General features: G+C 63.9%; 10 protein-coding genes. 5 read left to right on the top strand and 5 right to left on the bottom strand.

Translation table 11 applies throughout. The features are described from left to right. The first annotated feature begins 101 nt into the window (after positions 1-101). The 3 genes from GDH07_RS14210 (at position 102) to GDH07_RS14200 (ending at position 5,620) form a co-directional block, all read left to right on the top strand. Entirely contained in the window at positions 102-3,101 is a 3,000-nt protein-coding gene (locus GDH07_RS14210; protein ID WP_178124081.1) for an autotransporter serine protease, read from the top strand. A 108-nt stretch (positions 3,102-3,209) separates the two neighbouring features. Then, the gene (locus GDH07_RS14205; RefSeq protein ID WP_152897948.1) at positions 3,210-5,063 is read left to right on the top strand and encodes a polyurethane esterase; all 1,854 of its coding nucleotides are present in this window, start codon (positions 3,210-3,212) and stop codon (positions 5,061-5,063) included. Positions 5,064-5,230: 167 nt separating this feature from the next. Then, positions 5,231-5,620 carry a hypothetical protein gene (locus tag GDH07_RS14200; protein ID WP_343038234.1) on the top strand — a complete coding sequence of 130 codons (390 nt, stop codon included), beginning with the start codon at positions 5,231-5,233 and terminating at the stop codon, positions 5,618-5,620. Positions 5,621-5,630: 10 nt separating this feature from the next. Here GDH07_RS14200 and GDH07_RS14195 read toward each other — a convergent pair whose 3' ends face one another. Continuing rightward, the gene (locus GDH07_RS14195; RefSeq protein ID WP_103325114.1) at positions 5,631-5,855 is read right to left on the bottom strand and encodes a YgdI/YgdR family lipoprotein; all 225 of its coding nucleotides are present in this window, start codon (positions 5,853-5,855) and stop codon (positions 5,631-5,633) included. Between the two features lie 202 nt (positions 5,856-6,057). Between GDH07_RS14195 and GDH07_RS14190 the strand changes: the two genes are divergently transcribed. Together GDH07_RS14190 and GDH07_RS14185 are read left to right on the top strand one after the other, a co-directional pair. After that, positions 6,058-7,710 carry a VRR-NUC domain-containing protein gene (locus GDH07_RS14190; RefSeq protein WP_343038233.1) on the top strand — a complete coding sequence of 551 codons (1,653 nt, stop codon included), beginning with the start codon at positions 6,058-6,060 and terminating at the stop codon, positions 7,708-7,710. Further along, entirely contained in the window at positions 7,707-9,992 is a 2,286-nt protein-coding gene (locus tag GDH07_RS14185; RefSeq protein WP_343038232.1) for a helicase C-terminal domain-containing protein, read from the top strand. The genes GDH07_RS14190 and GDH07_RS14185 overlap by 4 nt, the downstream gene beginning before the upstream one ends. A 41-nt stretch (positions 9,993-10,033) precedes the next feature. Here GDH07_RS14185 and GDH07_RS14180 read toward each other — a convergent pair whose 3' ends face one another. The 4 genes from GDH07_RS14180 to GDH07_RS14165 form a co-directional block, all read right to left on the bottom strand. Then, positions 10,034-10,444, bottom strand: a complete 411-nt coding sequence (locus GDH07_RS14180) for a TIGR03067 domain-containing protein (protein ID WP_022638914.1) — start codon at positions 10,442-10,444, stop codon at positions 10,034-10,036. A 30-nt stretch (positions 10,445-10,474) separates the two neighbouring features. Next, complete coding sequence (locus GDH07_RS14175; RefSeq protein ID WP_053129468.1) at positions 10,475-11,122, bottom strand: response regulator; 648 nt, start codon at positions 11,120-11,122, stop codon at positions 10,475-10,477. A gap of 77 nt (positions 11,123-11,199) precedes the next feature. Further along, positions 11,200-14,397, bottom strand: coding sequence for a hybrid sensor histidine kinase/response regulator (locus GDH07_RS14170; RefSeq protein WP_152897945.1), 3,198 nt, complete (start codon positions 14,395-14,397; stop codon positions 11,200-11,202). A gap of 141 nt (positions 14,398-14,538) precedes the next feature. Then, positions 14,539-17,505 (bottom strand): ATP-binding protein, encoded by a 2,967-nt coding sequence (locus GDH07_RS14165; RefSeq protein ID WP_152897944.1) that lies wholly within the window; start codon positions 17,503-17,505, stop codon positions 14,539-14,541. Between the last annotated feature and the right edge of the window lie 106 nt (positions 17,506-17,611).

Raw genomic sequence — 17,611 nt, 5'->3', positions numbered from 1 at the left:
GGAAGGTCGTAGTGAAGCAAGTCAGAAAGGATGACCGCGCGCTCGGGCAGGGTTGGTACCTGGCCCCACTGGGGCGGGCACTGGTGGGTTGGGCGGCGCTGATGGGTACGACCCAGGCCGCGCCCTACGTGGAAACTGGGCGGCTGGGCGATGCCAGCAGCTGGCGCAGCAGCGAATTCAAGGCCGACTGGGGGTTGGGAGCGATCAACGCCGACAGCGCCTATGCCGCCGGCTACAGCGGCAAGGACGTCAAGCTGGGGATCTTCGACCAACCGGTGTATGCCAAGCACCCGGAGTTCGCCGGCAAGGACAAGATCGTGACCCTCATCACCAGTGGTACCCGTCAGTACACCGACCCCTACATCCCGGTGAAGGCTGGCGATGCCTTCCGCTATGACGGCAGCCCGTCGGTGGGTTCGGATGGCAAGCTGGGTTCCCACGGCACCCACGTCGGCGGCATCGCCGCCGGCAACCGCGACGGTGTGTCGATGCACGGCGTGGCTTTCGATGCGCAGATCATCAGCGCCGACAACGGCGACCCCGGCCCCGAGGACGGCATCGTCCTGGGCAACGACGGCGCGGTGTACAAGGCCGGCTGGGACAGCCTGGTGGCCAGTGGCGCACGGATCATCAACAACAGCTGGGGCATCGGCATCACCGACCGCTTCGCCAAGGGCGGGCGCGATCCTGCGTTCCCGCATTTCACCGTGGACGATGCCCGCGCGCAGTTCGCACAGATCCAGCCACTGCTGGGCACCTTGCCCGGCGGAGCCTATGACGGCGCCATCGCGGCGGCCCGTAGCGGAGTCCTGACTATCTTCGCTGCCGGCAACGACTACAACCTGAACAACCCCGATGCGATTGCCGGACTGGGCTATTTCGTCCCGCAAATCGCTCCCAACTGGATGACCGTGGCAGCGTTGCAGCAGAACCCCGACACCAGCAGCGCCAATCCGTACGTGATCAGTACGTTCTCGTCCCGCTGCGGCTATACCGCGAGCTTCTGCGTATCGGCCCCAGGTACCCGGATCTACAGCGCGGTGATTGGCGGTACCAGCCTGGAGGACCTGACCCTGGGCTACGCCAACAAGAACGGCACGTCCATGGCCGCGCCCCATGCTGCTGGAGCGGCGGCGGTGCTGATGGAGCGCTTTCCCTACATGAGCGGCGCGCAGATCGCCAGCGTGCTGCGCACCACCGCCACCGACCTGGGCGCGCCGGGCATCGATGCCCTGTACGGCTGGGGCATGATCAACCTGGACAAGGGCATCCGTGGCCCGGGCATGTTGGTTACCGAACAGGACATTCCCGAGGAGTTCCGCATCGCCGGCGGTTATGGCCCGAGCCAGTTCGTGGTCGACCTGCCGGGAATCGGCGCCCTGGTGGATGCCGGCAAGCCGACTCAGCGGCGCTGCAACGACCTGAGCTGCATGCTGGACCTGTGGAGCAACGATATCTCCGGCCACGGCGGCTTGACCAAGCAGGGCATCGGTACCCTGGTGCTTACCGGCAACAACACCTACTCCGGACCGACCCTGGTCAACCAGGGGCGCCTGGCGGTCAATGGTTCGCTGCAATCGACGGTGACGGTCAACGACGGCGGCGTGCTGGGCGGCAATGGCCGGATCGGCGCGCTGGTGGCCAATGCCGGCGGCGTGGTGGCCCCGGGCAATTCCATCGGCACCTTGCACGTCAGTTCCGACGTGACCTTCCAGCCGGGCTCGACTTATGCCGTGGAGATGGACGCCGCTGGCAGCGACCGCCTGGTCAGCGATGGCAAGGTCAGCCTGGGCGGTGCGAACCTGGCCCTGGATCTGCAGAACCCCGGGGTTTCGTTGCAGTCCCGGCAAGCCACGAGCCTGGTGGGACGGCAGTTCGACATCCTGTCTGCCGCAGGAGGGGTACAGGGTGGTTTCGCCAATGTGCAGTCCAATTCGCTGTTTCTCGGGGGAGGCCTGGCCTATACCGGCAGCGGGGTCCAACTGGCCGTGCAGCGCAACGCCACGTCCTTCGCCAGTGTCGGCTTGACCGCCAACCAGCGTTCGGTGGCCGCGGCCGCCGATCAGCTTGGCGCGGGCAATCCGGTCTACGAGAGCCTGCTGTTGTCGGCCAATGCCAGCAGCGCGCAGCAGGCTTTCGATCAACTGTCCGGGGAAATCCACCCGGCGGTGGGCAACCTGCTGCTCAACGACAGCCGTCAACTGCGCGATGCCGTGGGCGAGCGTACCCGTCAGCAGGGCATCGCCGCCGCTCCGGCGGTTGAAGGCCAGGGCAACGGCCTGTGGGTCAAGGCCCTGGGAGCCTGGGGCAAGGCCGAAGGTGACTCCGGACATGCGCGCTATAGCAGTTCGATTGGCGGCATGTTGCTGGGGATCGACGGGCAGATGAGCGAGGACACCCGCGTCGGGGTCTTCACCGGCTACAGCGACAGTTCGCTGAGCATGGGCGATGACCGTCACTCTTCGGCCAGCGTCGACAGCTACCATCTGGGTGCCTATGCCGGCAAGGAGCTGGAGCAGGTGCGCCTGAGCCTGGGTGGCAGCCACAGCTGGCACCGTATCGAAACCAAGCGCGAGCTGCAGTACAACGAGGTCTCCGATCGCCAGAAGAGCAAGCGCGATGCCCAGAGCACCCAGGTATTCGGCGAGGCCGCGTGGAAGGTCGCGCTGCCGAGCATGGCGCTGGAGCCGTTCGCCAACCTGGCCTATGTGCATATCGCCAGCGACAGCTTCAAGGAGCATGGCGGTGCTGCCGCGCTCAAGGGTGGGCAGGACAATCGCGATGCCTGGCTCTCGACCCTGGGCATGCGTGCCGGCAAGCAACTGCAATTGTCCAGCGGCCAGGCGCTGGAGCTGTCCGCCACCCTGGGCTGGCAGCACAACCTGAGTTCCACCGGGTCCGACCAGCACCTGGCTTTCGCTGGCCAGGGCGATACCTACAAGGTCCAGGCGCTGTCCCTGGATCGCGATGCGGCGGTGATCGGCGCACGGGCGGGGATCGCGCTGGGCCGCCAGGCCCGGGTCAACCTGGACTACAACGCACTGCTGGGAAGCCGCGACAAGAGCCACGGGGTCGGCCTGACCCTGGATTGGGCGTTCTGAGGCCCCGGCAAAGGATATGCAAGGTGTTGTACCAGTCTCGCGGGCCCGACAACGGGTTCGCGGGGCACGAGCTATCTCTGAAAACTCCAACAAAAGAGAGGCAATACCATGGGTGTCTATGACTACAAAAACCTCAGTACGGCTGAATCCAAGGCGCTGTTCACCGATGCCATGGCTATCACGCTGTATTCCTACCACAACCTCGACAACGGCTTTGCCGTGGGTTACCAGCACAATGGTTTCGGCTTCGGCCTGCCGGCGACCCTGATCACCGCGCTGATCGGCAGCAGCGATTCCCAGGGGGTGATCCCCGGTATCCCCTGGAACCCGGATTCGGAAAAGGCCGCCAAGGAGGCGCTGAACAAGGCGGGCTGGTCCACCATCAGCGCCCAGCAACTGGGCTATACCGGCAAGGTTGATGCCCGGGGGACTTTCTTCGGGGAAAAGAACGGCTATGAGACGGCCCAGGTGGAGATCCTCGGCAAGTACGATGCAGAAGGGCACCTGAGTTCCATCGGCATCGCCTTTCGCGGTACCAGTGGGCCGCGGGAGTCGTTGATCAGCGACTCTATCGGCGACCTGATCAGCGACCTGCTGGCAGCGCTGGGGCCCAAGGACTACGCCAAGAACTACGCCGGCGAGGCCTTCGGCAAGCTGCTGGGGGATGTCGCTGCCTTCGCCCAGGCCAATGGCCTGTCCGGCAAGGACATCCTGGTCAGTGGCCACAGCCTGGGCGGCCTGGCGGTCAACAGCCTGGCGGACCTGAGTGGTGGACGCTGGTCGGGCTTCTTCAAGGACGCCAACTACATCGCCTATGCCTCGCCGACCCAGAGTGCCAGCGACAAGGTGCTGAACATCGGTTATGAGAACGACCCGGTGTTCCGCGCTCTTGACGGCTCGAGCTTCAACCTGGCCTCGGTGGGCATCCACGATACCCATCAGGCGTCGGCCACCAACAACATCGTCAACTTCAACGACCACTACGCCTCGACCCTATGGAACGTGGTGCCGTTCTCGATCCTCAAGATCTCCACCTGGATCTCCCACCTGCCCACCGGCTATGGCGATGGCCTGACCCGGGTGCTGGACTCGAAGTTCTATGAGTACACCAGCAAGGACTCCACCATCGTGGTGGCCAATCTGTCGGACCCGGCCCGGGCCACCACCTGGGTCCAGGACCTGAACCGCAATGCCGAGACCCACAAGGGCAGCACCTTCATCATCGGCACCGACGGCAACGACCTGATCCAGGGTGGCAGCGGCAACGATTACCTGGAGGGGCGCGATGGCAACGATACCTTCCGTGATGCCGGCGGCTACAACATCATCCTCGGCGGCAAGGGCAGCAACGTCCTCGACTTGCAGCACTCGGTGAGCGACTACAGCTTCGCCAGCGACGGCGCCGGCACCCTGTATGTGCGCGACGCCAACGGCGGGATCAGCATCACCCGCGACATTGGCGCGATCCAGAGCAAGGAACCGGGGTTCCTCTGGGGCTTGTTCAAGGACGACGTGGTACACCAGGTCACCGACCAGGGGCTGAAGGTTGGTGACGAACTGACCCGCTACGCCTCGTCGGTGCGGGGCGATGCCGGCGACAACGTGCTCAAGGCCCATGCCGGCGGCGACTGGCTGTTCGGCCTGGATGGCAACGACCACCTGATCGGTGGCCAGGGCAACGATGTATTCGTCGGCGGGGCCGGCAACGACCTGATGGAGTCGGGGGGCGGCAACAATACCTTCCTGTTCACCGGCCACTTCGGCCAGGACCGTATCGTCGGTTACCAAGGCGGCGACAAGCTGGTGTTCATGGGCGTCAGCGGAGTCCTGCCGGAACAGGACTACCGGGCCCATGCCAGCAGCAGCGGCAACGATACCGTACTGACCTTCGGCCAGGACTCGGTGACGCTGGTGGGCGTCAGCCTTGCGCAGCTAAACGGTTCCGGCATCACCATCGCCTGACAGGCGAGCAGCGCGACTTCGACAGGACTCGCGCTGTTTTTGGGCAATCAAGTGACCATATGGTCAACCAGTGACTCCAATACTCTTAAAGTGTCGTGGCGCCGATGCGTTACTTCAGGCACATGACACACGGTGCAATCGATTCAAGGTATTGGAGAGTTTTGACAGTGAGTAGCAGCAAGAGGTATGCGAGCGGCCTGGTGCTGGCCCTGTGGGCCACGTTGGCATCGGCTGGGGAGCTGCCTCCCAGTTCGATTCTGAAACGCTACGGGATCAGTCCGGACCAACTGCCGGCGGGGCAGCCGGCACCAGCAGGCAGCCAACCGGACACCACCAGTCGCTTCCGGCTGGAGCCCGAGCAGCCAGTGGTGAATCTGCGCCTGGGCGACAACAAGGTTCCGGACACTACCGGCAACATCAGCATCGACAATGCCAACGCCCGGGAGCGTCAGCGCTGCCGACAGGTAAGGGATGAACTGGTCAAGCGTGGCAAGGCCGCCGGGGTGTTCTGTGAACCGGGGCAGGGCGGTTTGCCCTGGTCACCCTGGTCGCCCTGAGCCGGGCAGGTCATTTTTCCTTGCGGACGGTGGCGACATCGTCGGCCTTGACCCGGATGGTTTTGCCGGAGATGTCCTGGAACTCATAGAAACCGTCGGCGGTCTTGGTCTTGGGTTGGTCGCGGGTCAGGTACTGGGTACCGTTCTGCAGGGTTACCACGGTTGGGGTGGAGCAGCCTGCCAGGGCCAGGGTGGCGAGGATGGCCAGGGGCAGGCCCAGGTTCTTCAGGTTCATACAGACCTCGATATCGATGGGGTATCCGCATTGCGCGGGCACTATAAGCCTTGGCCCTTGGTGTAGTGAAGACGACGAAAGTTCGCTGGTCCATGGAAAAAATCTTCTCTCCACCATTTATCCAATAACGTTTGCCAGCCAGGGGTAGCGGCTGTTATCTGTACGCATAACCAGTATAGACCTGCCGTGGCGCCTTTCTCCCGTGACTTCCAACCCCCTCGAGAACCCTCTTTACTACCTGCATAACTTCCAGCAAGTGCTGGGCTGGCTGGAGCAGCGCTATGCCGATGTGCTGAGCGGCGAAGAGCAGCGTTTCATCGCCGATTTCGCCTCGCTTGGGCAGCCGGCACAGGCACTGCTGGTGCGCATGGTGATGCGCAAGGGACGGCATTTTCGCCTGGCCCGGCTGAGCTATCCGGAGATCGGCGATACGGCCCGGGCCCTGGCGCCATTGCTCGAGCTGGGCTGGATCGACGACCAGGCGCCACTGCCCCTGGAAGAACTGTTCGGCCTGCTGGCCAAGCCCGAGATCCAGTTGTGCTTCAAGGACCAGGCCTTGCCGGCCAAGGCCAGGAAGGAGCAGTGGCTGCAAGTGTTGCAGGGGGCCTATCCCCAGGCCCGGGCATTCGGCCAGTGGTGCCCGCAGCTGGAGGATCGGTTGCTGAGCCTGACGGTCATGGACCTGTGCGATCGCCTGCGCCTGATGTTCTTCGGCAACCTCTACCAGGACTGGTCGGAGTTCGTCCTGGCGGATCTTGGGGTCTACAGCTACGAGACCGTGCAGATCAGCGCCGATGCCCGGGCCTTGCGCAGTCGTGCCGATGTGGATGGCTTCATCTACCTGCACCAGTGCCAGGAAGCGTTCGAGGCCGGCGCGCAGCTGCCTGGGCTGCTGGCTCGCATCAGCGCCTTCGACAGCGCCAACCCCTGGTTGCACAAGCGTCGCGACAAGCTGTTGTTCCTGCTGGGCCAGCACTGCGAGCGCCTGGCGGATTGGGAGCAGGCCAGGCTGATCTACCAGCGCTGCCCATATCCCGGAGCCCGTTTGCGCCTGATCCGGGTCCTGGAGCGCAGCGCCGACTATCCTGCCGCCCTGGCTCTGGCCGAGCAAGCCGCTTCGGCGCCGCAAAGCGCTGCCGAGGCTCAGCAGTTGCTGCGCATGTTGCCGCGCCTGCGACGCAAGCTGGGTGGGCCGCCGGTGGCCCGGGTGGCGAGCCGTGAAGTATCCCGCCTGGAGCTGTGCCTGCCGCGCGATGGCGAGGGCCTGGCGGTGGAGCAGGTGGTCCAGGCTCATCTGCATCAACCCCTGGCCCCGGTGCACTATGTGGAGAACAGCCTGGTCAATTCATTGTTCGGATTGCTCTGCTGGCCGGCGATCTTCGCACCGTTGCCAGGCGCGTTCTTCCACCCGTTCCAGCGCGGTCCGGTGGATCTGCTGAGCGAGGACTTCCATGAGCGCCGCCGCGAGCTGTTCCAGGCCTGCCTGGAAGAGCTGGACGATGGTCGTTACCGCGACAGCATCCGCCGGCGTTTCGTGGCCAAGTGGGGCCTGCAATCGCCCTTCGTCTTCTGGGGAGACTTGAGCGAGGAACTACTGGAGTTGGCCCTGGGCTGCCTGCCGGCTGCGCACCTCAAGCACTGGTTCGAACGCCTGCTGCTGGATATCAAGGCCAACCGCGCCGGCATGCCGGACCTGATCCAGTTCTGGCCCGAGGACAAGAGCTACCGCATGATCGAGGTCAAGGGCCCGGGCGACCGCTTGCAGGACAACCAGTTGCGCTGGCTGGACTTCTGCCAGGAGCACGGCATGCCGGTGGCGGTGTGCTACGTGCAATGGCAGGACGCCCCGGCGTGAGTTATCGCATCGCGGTGCGCGCCTTGTGCGAGTTCAGCGCCAAGCACGGGGACCTGGACCTGCGCTTCACTCCATCGCCCACCGCCCAGGAGGGTATGCAGGGCCATCGCACGGTGGCCGCCCGGCGCAATCCCGAGTACCAGAGCGAAGTATCCCTGGAGGGCCAGCATGGCCCGTTGCTGGTCAAGGGCCGGGCCGATGGCTACGACCCCCGGCAGAACCTGCTGGAGGAGATCAAGACCTTTCGCGGCGACTTGTCGCGCATGCCCGACAACCACCGGCAACTGCACTGGGCCCAAGCCAAGGTCTATGGCTGGCTGCTGTGCCAGAGCCGGCAGTTGCCGGGTATCCGCGTGGCGCTGGTGTATTTCGACATCCATAGCGAAAAGGAAACCGCCCTGGTAGAGGAGTACAGCGCTGGGCAGTTGCAGGCGTTTTTCGAGCAGCAATGCGCGATCTTCCTGGATTGGGCGCAACAGCAGTTGCAGCACCGCGCAGAGCGGGATCGAGCCTGTCGCGAGCTGGCTTTCCCCCATGGGCAGTTCCGCCCCGGCCAGCGCCACTTGGCCGAGTCGGTGTACAAGGCGGTCAGTACCGGTCGCTGCCTGTTGGCCCAGGCTCCCACCGGTATCGGCAAGACCCTGGGCACGTTGTTCCCCATGCTCAAGGCCATGGCCCCGCAGCAACTGGACAAGGTGCTGTTCCTCACCGCCAAGACCCCGGGCCGACAATTGGCCCTGGACGCCGCCAGGGTACTGTTCGCCGAGCATCCGCGGTTGCCGCTGCGGGTCCTGGAACTGGTGGCCCGGGACAAGGCCTGCGAGTACCCGGACAACGCCTGTCATGGCGAGTCCTGCCCATTGGCCAAGGGTTTCTACCAGCGTCTGCCGGCGGCCCGCCAGGCAGCCAGCCAGGTGCCATTGCTGGATCGCCAGGCGTTGCGCCAGCTGGCCCTGGAGTATCAGGTCTGTCCCTATTACCTGAGCCAGGAAATGGCCCGCTGGAGCGACCTGGTGGTGGCCGACTACAACTACTACTTCGATTTCACTGCCTTGTTGTTCGGCCTGGCCCAGGCCGAACAGTGGCGACTGGCGGTGTTGGTGGACGAAGCCCACAACCTGGTGGAGCGCGGTCGCGGCATGTACAGCGCCAGCCTCGACCAGCAGCAACTGGCCCAGGTGCGCAAGAATGCGCCGCAGGTCCTGAAGAGCTCCTTGCAGCGCCTGAATCGCGAGTGGAATGCCCTGCACAAGGACCAGGTCGCGCCGTACCAGGCCCATGGGTGCTTGCCCGGCGCCTGGCTCAAGGCCCTGGGGTTGTGCGTGGCGGCCATCGGCGACTACTTCAATGAACACCCCCAGGGCCTGGACGCGGCTGTGCAGGGGTTGTATTTCGAGCTACTGCAGTTTGCCCGGGTGGCGGAGCTGTTCGCCGAGCAGTCCTTCATCTTCGACGTCAGCAAGCGCACCTTGAACGCCCGGCGCAGCCTGTCGCGCCTGAGCCTGCGCAACGTGGTGCCGGCGGCGCTGCTGCGCCCGCGCCTGGAGGCGGCCCGCAGCGTGGTGCTGTTTTCCGCGACCCTCGAGCCCCAGCGTTACTATCGCGACCTGTTGGGTGTACCCGATAGTGCCGTGTGGCTGGATGTCGAATCGCCGTTCGCGGCCACGCAACTGGATGTGCACATCGTCAGCCAGATCTCGACCCGTTATGCCCGGCGGCAGGCCTCGCTGGTGCCCATCGTCGAGTTGATGGCCGGCCAGTTCGCGGCTCGTCCTGGCAACTATCTGGCGTTTTTCAGCAGTTTCGAATACTTGCAGCAGGTGGCCGAGCTTTTGGCCCGCAAGCATCCGGAAATTCCCATCTGGCTGCAGTCGCGAGGCATGGACGAAAGCTTGCGGGAGGAGTTTCTGCAGCGGTTCCAGGCCGAGGGGCAGGGCATAGGTTTCGCTGTACTCGGCGGCGTGTTCGGCGAAGGCATCGACTTGCCGGGTTCGCGCTTGATCGGGGCTTTTGTCGCCACCCTGGGCTTGCCCCAGCTCAATGCCTTGAACGAGCAGATGAAGCAGCGCATGGGCGCGTTGTTCGGTGCAGGTTATGACTACACCTACCTCTACCCCGGCTTGCAGAAGGTGGTGCAGGCGGCAGGGCGGGTGATCCGGAGCCAGGCCGATCGAGGGGTGCTGATGCTGATCGACGATCGTTTTGCCGAGCCACAGGTGCGTCGGTTGTTGCCGCGCTGGTGGGCTATCGCCGAAGAAGAAACGGCGCAGGACTGCCAGTAGCAGTTGCTGCGCCGTCGATGGGGCGTGCAGGGTTGGGGGCTTCAGCGGCCCTGACGAACCCTGGCGAAGCGCCGCAGGGTTTGCCCGGGGCCGGTGTGGAAGCGGGTAGGCCGGGGTTGGCCGCTATCGGCGGCGATGAAGACGAACTCGTCGTCCGTCAGCTCGTAGCTGGCCGGCAATGGCTGGCCGGCATCGGCGCCGATCGAGTCGACCCAGGTAATGGACTTGGGCGTGGTGCTGCTATCTAGGGTGAAGCTGCCGGCCAGCAGCAACTGGCCATCCACGGTCACCACGCGAAAGCGTTCGCCCTCGATCCAGGTCAGGGCGCCCGGGGCGCTGTGCTCGTCGGGCGGATTGACGATGCCGCTGTCCTCCATTCCGGTCTGTTCCCAGGCGCCTTGCAGGCGTTCCAGGTCCAGCAGGTCGGTGTCACGGTCCGTTGACGGGTTCATGGTCGGGGCGATTCCTTTTGCGGGTGGGTTTCAGTTGAAGAGATTGCGGCCAATGCAATAGGTCAGGAGGTCCAGGTCGCTCTGCACCTCCAGCTTGCGCATGGCAGAGATCTTCTGGGCGCTGATGGTCTTGGAGCTGCGATTCTGGCTGCGAGCGATATCGCTGACGCTCTTGCCGGATATGAACAGGCGCAATATCTCATATTCCTTGGGTGACAAGGTCGCGATCCGCTCGTTGAGCGCTATGTTCGACTCCACCACCGAGTGGCTAGAGAGCGCTTGGCTGCGGTAGATACCCTTCTGTGCGAAGGCCTTGAGAGCCAGCTGGATTTCCTCGTGCAGCTGGTTCTTCTGGATGATTCCCATCACCCCCAGTTCATGCAGGCGGCTGAGGATCAGCGGGTTGGAGATCATGGTCAGGACCAGAATCTGCACGCGTTGGAAGTTACGGGTGATGAACTCCACCAGCTTCAGGCCGTCGCCGTAGGGCGAATCCCCGGGCATGTTGTAGTCGGTGATGACCAGATCCGCGTGCCGACTCTCCAGCAGCCGTACCAGCTCCTCCGAGCACATGGCTTCGCCGACGATCTCGAAGCGTTCGTCGCGCTCCATCAGTTCGCGGATGCCGAGCAGTACGATGGGGTGGTCATCGGCAATGATTACTTTGAGTTTTTCCATGACAGAGACAATCCGTGTAGTACGCCAATCGGCTGGGTGAACGTAGGGCGGGCGGCATATGCAATCACCGCCACTGGTTATTCAAGAAATGCCAGCAGTTCGGACAACCGCTGCATCAGTTGCCGGACCTGCTGCTCCAGGGATGAGCTCCATGGCCCGTCCTGCAGGCGACACTCCATCTCGGCACAGGCCCTGGCCAGGGCCGGGGCCTGCACTGCGCCCAGGGCTCCGGCGATGCTGTGCAGGCGTTCGGCGGCACTTTGCAGGTCGGTGCTTGCGAGCGTTTGATCCAGACGTTGCAGGTCGTGATTCATGGTCTGGACGAACAACGGACGCATCCTCGGGGAGAGCTGGGGGAAATGTGGGTGCTCGGGTTCGCTGGGGTGGGACGGCTGTGACGCAGGCGCAGGCGCAAGCGTTCCGGCCGTGGGCGGGCAGAGCTGTGACAGTTGCCGCCACAGGTGCTGCAGGTCCATGGGCTTGACGATCCAGGCGTTCATCCCGGCGGCGAGACAACGACTGCGCTCCTCACGCAGGGCATTGGCTGTGATGCCGATGATCGGTAGTCGAGGATCGCGCTGGCGCAGCTGCCTGGCCAGTTCGTAACCGTCCATGAGCGGCATGTCCAGGTCCGCCAGTACCAGGTCGAACAGCTGTGGTTGCCAGTGCTGCAGGGCTTGTTCGCCATCGGCCGCCAGGGTCGCGCGACAGCCCAGGGCCTGTAGCTGCTCCTGGATGATGGCCTGGTTGAGAGGGTTATCCTCGGCCACCAGTACGTGCAGGAGCAGCGGGCTCCTGGTGCCATCGGCCGGTGGCGCCACGGCAGACTGTCGCCCTTGACGGGCCTGGGAGGCCGCCTCGGCGATGGCCCGGATATCGTAGGCGCTGACTATCCATTCCTGGTCCTGGGGTTGTTGCTCCGGGGATGGGGCGCATAGCGCGCTGACCCGTGGTCCTGGCCAGGAGCACAGGGTCGTTTTGGGTAGCAAGTCGACCAGTACCCGCTGCTGGGGCTGCTGGCCCCAGTCGGCAGGTGCCGGCGAGGCCTGGATGCCCAGGCGGTTGAGCCAGTCGCAGGTGTTTTTCAGCAGCTCCGGTACCGGTGCCCGGACGTGCACGGGTGGCCCTTCCGCAAGAGGCTTCAGCCTTGGCGAGGAGCCGGGAAGGTGCGGCAATTCCAGACGCAGGGAAAAACTGCTGCCCAAGCCAGGTTCGCTGGTGACCTGCAATCGTCCACCCATCAGGGTGCAGAGCTGCTGGCAGAGGGGCAGGCCCAAGCCGGCACGACTGGAGGTATCGCCCAACTGCTGATGCAGATCGAACAACCGTGCCTGATCCGCGGGGGGGATGCCGATGCCGGTATCGGTGACCTGCCATTCGATGCAGGCTCGCTGTCCAACCGATTCCAGTAGCCGGAGGCGCAACACCACCCGGCCGCTGTCGGTGAACTTGATGGCATTGCCCAGCAGGTTGTCGAGTATCTGGCGGATCCGCCGGGCGTCTCCCCGCAGCAGGTCCGGCAGTTTGGGGTCGATGGAGGCGTAGAGCAGCAGGCCCCGCTGCTGGGCGGCGGCCGCGAACTCCTGCAGGGCTGCCTCTGCCATGTCCAGCGGACAGAACTCCACCGCAGCGATGCTGATATGCCCGGCCTCGACCCGAGAGATGTCGAGGATGTTGCTGATCAATTGGAGCAGGGCATTCGAGCAACGCTGGCTGGTGCGCAGATAGTCGGTCTGGCGTGGGTCCAATGGGGTCAGGCCGAGCAGCTCGAGGGTCCCCAATGCTGCATACAGCGGCGTTCGCAGCCGGTGGCTCATGATCGCCAGGAACCGGGCCCTGGCTTCGCAGGCCAGGTCGGCAGCAAGCCTGGCCTGCCTCAGCGCGCGGCTGTTTTCAACCTGCCGGGTGATGTCGTTGAAGGCGCAGAGCACCGCCTCCTGGTCCTGGTAGCGGGTCGCGACGAACTTCACCTGCAAGTGGCGTCCGCCGACGGTCAGGCAAGACTCGCCGTTGTCGATACGGTGCGGGTCCTGCTCCAGTATCGATAGCAGGCCGCTGCTGCCTGCTCCTTGTCGGGCGTGGGGATTTTCCAGCAGGAGCTTGAAGTCTTCGCGGCGCACTACACACAGGCCCGTGGGGACGGTCTCGATGATGGTGCGGCTGAAGGCCTCGCTTTCCACTACCTGCTCGTGGGGCGTGTGCATCGCGACCGGTTTGCGGTTGCGTTGCCAGCGGCTGGCCACCCAACCCCAGGCGACAGCTGCCAGTATCAATCCCAGCAGGCTGGCCGTGACCCATGGCGCTTGCCCGTAGAGCTTGCGGTAGCTGATGCCGTAGAGCCCGGTCCAGAGGGGCGGGGTGTGACTGGTGAGCTTCAGGGTGATGCCTTGGTGGCCGAAGTTCAGACCCTCGTGCAGGGTCGTTGCCGATCCTCGGGAGCCGGCCAATAGGGTGCCAGCCGGGTCGATCAGGGTGAAGTCGTCATAGACTGGCGCAGCCAGCAGGCCTTCCTGTTTGCCGGCTTCGTCCAGCGCCAGCAGCGAGACCATCTTCATCCAGCCGTCGGCTCCAATCACTTGTAGCTGTGTCGGAGCCAAGCGCAGGGTGGTATGGGCCAGCAGTTGAGCACCGCTGCCGTTCGAGCCGGACTGAGAATAGAGTTGCCAGTTAACCTGATGCGGGGCGAGGCGTTGCTGCTTCAGTAGCGCCAGGCGTAGCTCTGGTAGCGACGGACCGCCGGCATCATCACGGGATTCAAGCGTGCCGGATCGGGTGCGGGGTGCGAGGGTAGCCAGGTCGAGACCGCCGCAGGCATTGAGCAGCAGCACCCTGGGAGGGCTGTGGCGAGAGTCCGACCAGAAGCTGCGATAGAGCGTCGACAGATGCATGCCCACCATGAGCAGATGCGGCAGGTCATTGGCGATCAGGGGGCGATCCAGGACCAGGGAGCCCGGTAGTTGCCGGTCATTGCAATTGTCATGGGCCAGGGACCCGGAGGCAGGATGCAGTGGCAGTGGATAGCGGGTATTGCCCAAATGAGAGCTGGCTGGGGCCAGGCTCGCTGCATGTTTGAGGAACAGTTCCTGTTCCTGGATATTTTCCATCAACCGAGTGAAATGCACCCGCAGGTGGTCGGACTGTCGCTCCGCCAGGCGCATCGCTACCCAGCCCAGAGTGCTGCATGGCAGGGCCAGTCCCAACAGGATCAACAGGCCCAGGTTCAGTCGCGCCTGGTAGCGAACCAGGTACTCCAGGAAGAGGGGGGTGTACTTCATCACTGATATACCGAGCACATGGCTAAGACCCGATGACGGGGCTGTTTCTTTGAATACGGTTCTACGTCCCGCAGAAGGCCGGGACAGTGGGCGGGGGGATCGATGTCGGATGGACCGGCCCGCTGGCCGAGCCCCTGCGAATCAGCCTGCGCCCGGTCGCGGGGCAAGCGTTCGGCTCAAGGTCGGCTTGGTGCGTCGGGGGTCGTCCCCGGGTGGTGGGGCACCAGAGTGTCGCCCCCCGGGAGTCGTGGACTTTCGGCGATCGAAATGCTTCGGGGCTTCATGGGCGGTTTTTTCATACAACGCCAGGTAGTTGAACAACGCCCTCAAGGCGAAGGGTTTGACCAGGCAGTGATTCATCCCGGCGTCTAGGCACGATTGTTCTTCGCCGCGCATGGCGTTGGCCGTCGCCCCGATGATGGGTATCGAGCAACCGCGGCGACGCAGCTCCCTGGCCAACTGGTAGCCGTTGAGCCTGGGCATGTTCACATCGGTCAGCACCATGTCGAAGTCTCCGTTCTCCCAGATGCCTAGCGCTTCTTCGCCATTGGCTGCCTGCTCTACGCTGCAGCCCAGTTCTTCCAGCTGGTCCTTGAGGATCAATTGGTTGATCAAGTTGTCCTCGACCACCAGTACATGCAGGCTGAGTCTCTTCAGCTCACGGCTCTCATGGTGTTCTTCATCCTCACTCAGCCAGGTTCCCAGGGCCTGGCTGACGGCCTGGTGGATCGCCCGCAGGTTGTTGCTGTTGACCTGCCAAATACCATCATGGGTGCGTGTTGCGTGGTGCCCGTCACCGCTGGCCAGTACCAATGGTCCGGTCCAGCCGGGCTCCAGTCGCTGCTCCATGATGCCGGGGTGTACTTCGATCAGGACGCTGTCGCTGTCATGGCTACTGCGGCCCGACAGGCCGACCTGGGCCCGCGCGCCCCAGCGACGTAACCAGCCGGTCACCGATTCGGCCAGTTCGCGTATCGGTGATACCACGTGGATCATCCGTGCAGGCGTTGGGCAGGCGAGCACGAGCCGTGGCGTGGTGCTGCCAGCTTCCAGTGGCAGGGTGAGGCTGAAGCTACTGCCCAGCCCCGGTTCACTCACCATGCGCAAGGTGCCACCCATCAGCAGGGTCAGGCGCTGGCAGATAGGCAGGCCCAGGCCGGTACCGGCGATGACGTTGGTGTTGCCTTCGGTTTGGTAGAAGGGCTCGAAGATCAGCGCCTGGTCGTCTCGGGAGATGCCCCGGCCGGTGTCGGACACTTGCCAGGCGAAGTAGCGCTGCTGGCCGTCGTGGAGGCCGCCCCTGACCCGCAGGACGATGCGTCCCGAATCGGTGAACTTGACCGCGTTGTTCAACAGGTTGCTGAGGATCTGGCGAATCCGCGTGACATCGCCCAGGAGTGCCTCCGGCAATTGCGGGTCGACACAGGCATAGAGTTGCAGGCCCTTGGCCCGGGCGGCTGCGGCATAGCTCTGGATGAGCTCGTGCACCAACTCCAGCGTATTGAACTCGCTGAGTTCCAAGGCTAGTTGCCCGGCCTCGATCTTGGATACGTCGAGTACGTCGCAGATCAGTTGCAGCAGGGTACCGGAGGAGCCTTCGATGGCCCGCAGGTAATCCCGTTGTTGCTCGTCAAGGCGGGTACGCGCCAGCAGCTCCAGGGTCCCGAGGACTCCATACAGGGGCGTGCGGATCTCGTGGCTCATGGTGGCCAGGAACAGGGTCTTGGCTTCGTTGGCGGTATCGGCCAGGCGCTTGGCTTCTTCCAGGGTGGCCTCGATCTGCTTGCGCGCCGTGATGTCGCTGAAAGCGCAGAACAGCACGTCTTCGCCCTTGTAGCGGGTGGGCGCCGAACAGAGATAGAGGTGGCGGCCAGCGGCAGTCTCGAAGTAGTCCGAGCCATCGGAGCGATTGGCGTCGAACGCCCGGCCGATCCAGCTGGCGCACAATTGCTCGCGTTCGCTGCCGTAGCCCAACCACTGCTGGGACAGGGCATTTTCCAGCACTACCTGGCCATCGCTGCGGCGCAATACGCACAGGGCCACGGGGGCGATCTGGACCACGTCGCGGCTGAACGCCTCGCTTTCGATCAGCGCCTGGAGCCGATGCATGGCTGGGGCTATCAGACGTATCTCGATCCAGTGGGTCAGCAAGCCGATCAGGGCCATGCCGAGGAGGCTGATCAGCAACGCGGCGAGCAGTTGTGGCAACAGGGTCTTGAGCAGGGTGTACAGGTCGAAGGAGTACACCAACTGCCAATCGGAAGTGCCGAGTTGCTTGCGGATCACCACGTGGTCGGGCCACCAGCGGCCGCCCAGGAAACCGAAGAAGCTTTCACCCTTGACCCGCTGCACAGCCTCGATCAGCTGGAGGTCGGGAGTGCTGCTCAGGAGCAGTCCGCCCAAGGAACTGAACATCATGAAGTCACCGGCGTCCTGGTTCTGCAGGGCCTCGGAGACGCTACTACTGTCCATTTCCAGGCCCAGCCAGCCGGAGTCGGCGAAGCGTTCGTCGAGGCGGGTGAAGATGTATAGCCGGGCAGCCCCGGAAGAATGATCCGTCAGCCACAGCTCATCGCCCATGGGCACTTCGTCGGGCGTCAGGCTGGACAACCTTGCAAGCAGGGGGCGGGGCAGATTGGCGGTTTCGTGATGGGGGCTGAACAACTGCTGGACTTCGGGCTGTGGCCCTGCCTGGACGTACAACAGCGTCAGTTGCTTGTGCTTGAGATGGTCGCGCATGCGCTGGGTGAGCCAGATGCCCCACTGTTGTTCGCCATGGGAGCCCAGGCGCAGGTGGATCTCTTCGGAGGAGTCGTTGCTTGGCGTGAGGTCGGCGGTGATCGGCAGGGGTTGGTACACGGTGGCCAGGCTGAGGCTTTCCAGCAGGGCTTCACGGGTGGTGAAGAATGCCTGGGCTTCGGTGATGGCACTGCTCATGTAGCCGCGACGCTGAGACAACTCATTGTTGAGGGTCGAGCGCAGGAAGTTGTAGACGGCGCCCAGCAGGACGATCAGGAAAATCAGCGCAACGACGCGAAGCAGCCGGCGGGCTGCTTCGGGAGAGGAAAAGAGAGGATTGATCTGATGTAGATAGCTTTTTAATCTCATGCGCCAACTGTAATTGTGGGCATGACAGGCCGGGATCAGACAATTCTTAAATCATCAGCGGCAAATTAGATTTTTCCGAGCACAACGCCATAGCCCACCTGGTGTC

It is taken from the genome of Pseudomonas piscis, assembly GCF_009380155.1.
Taxonomy (GTDB): Bacteria; Pseudomonadota; Gammaproteobacteria; order Pseudomonadales; family Pseudomonadaceae; genus Aquipseudomonas; species Aquipseudomonas piscis.
The sequence above is the reverse complement of the archived record's forward strand: the minus strand, read 5'-3'. Positions and strand labels throughout refer to the sequence as shown.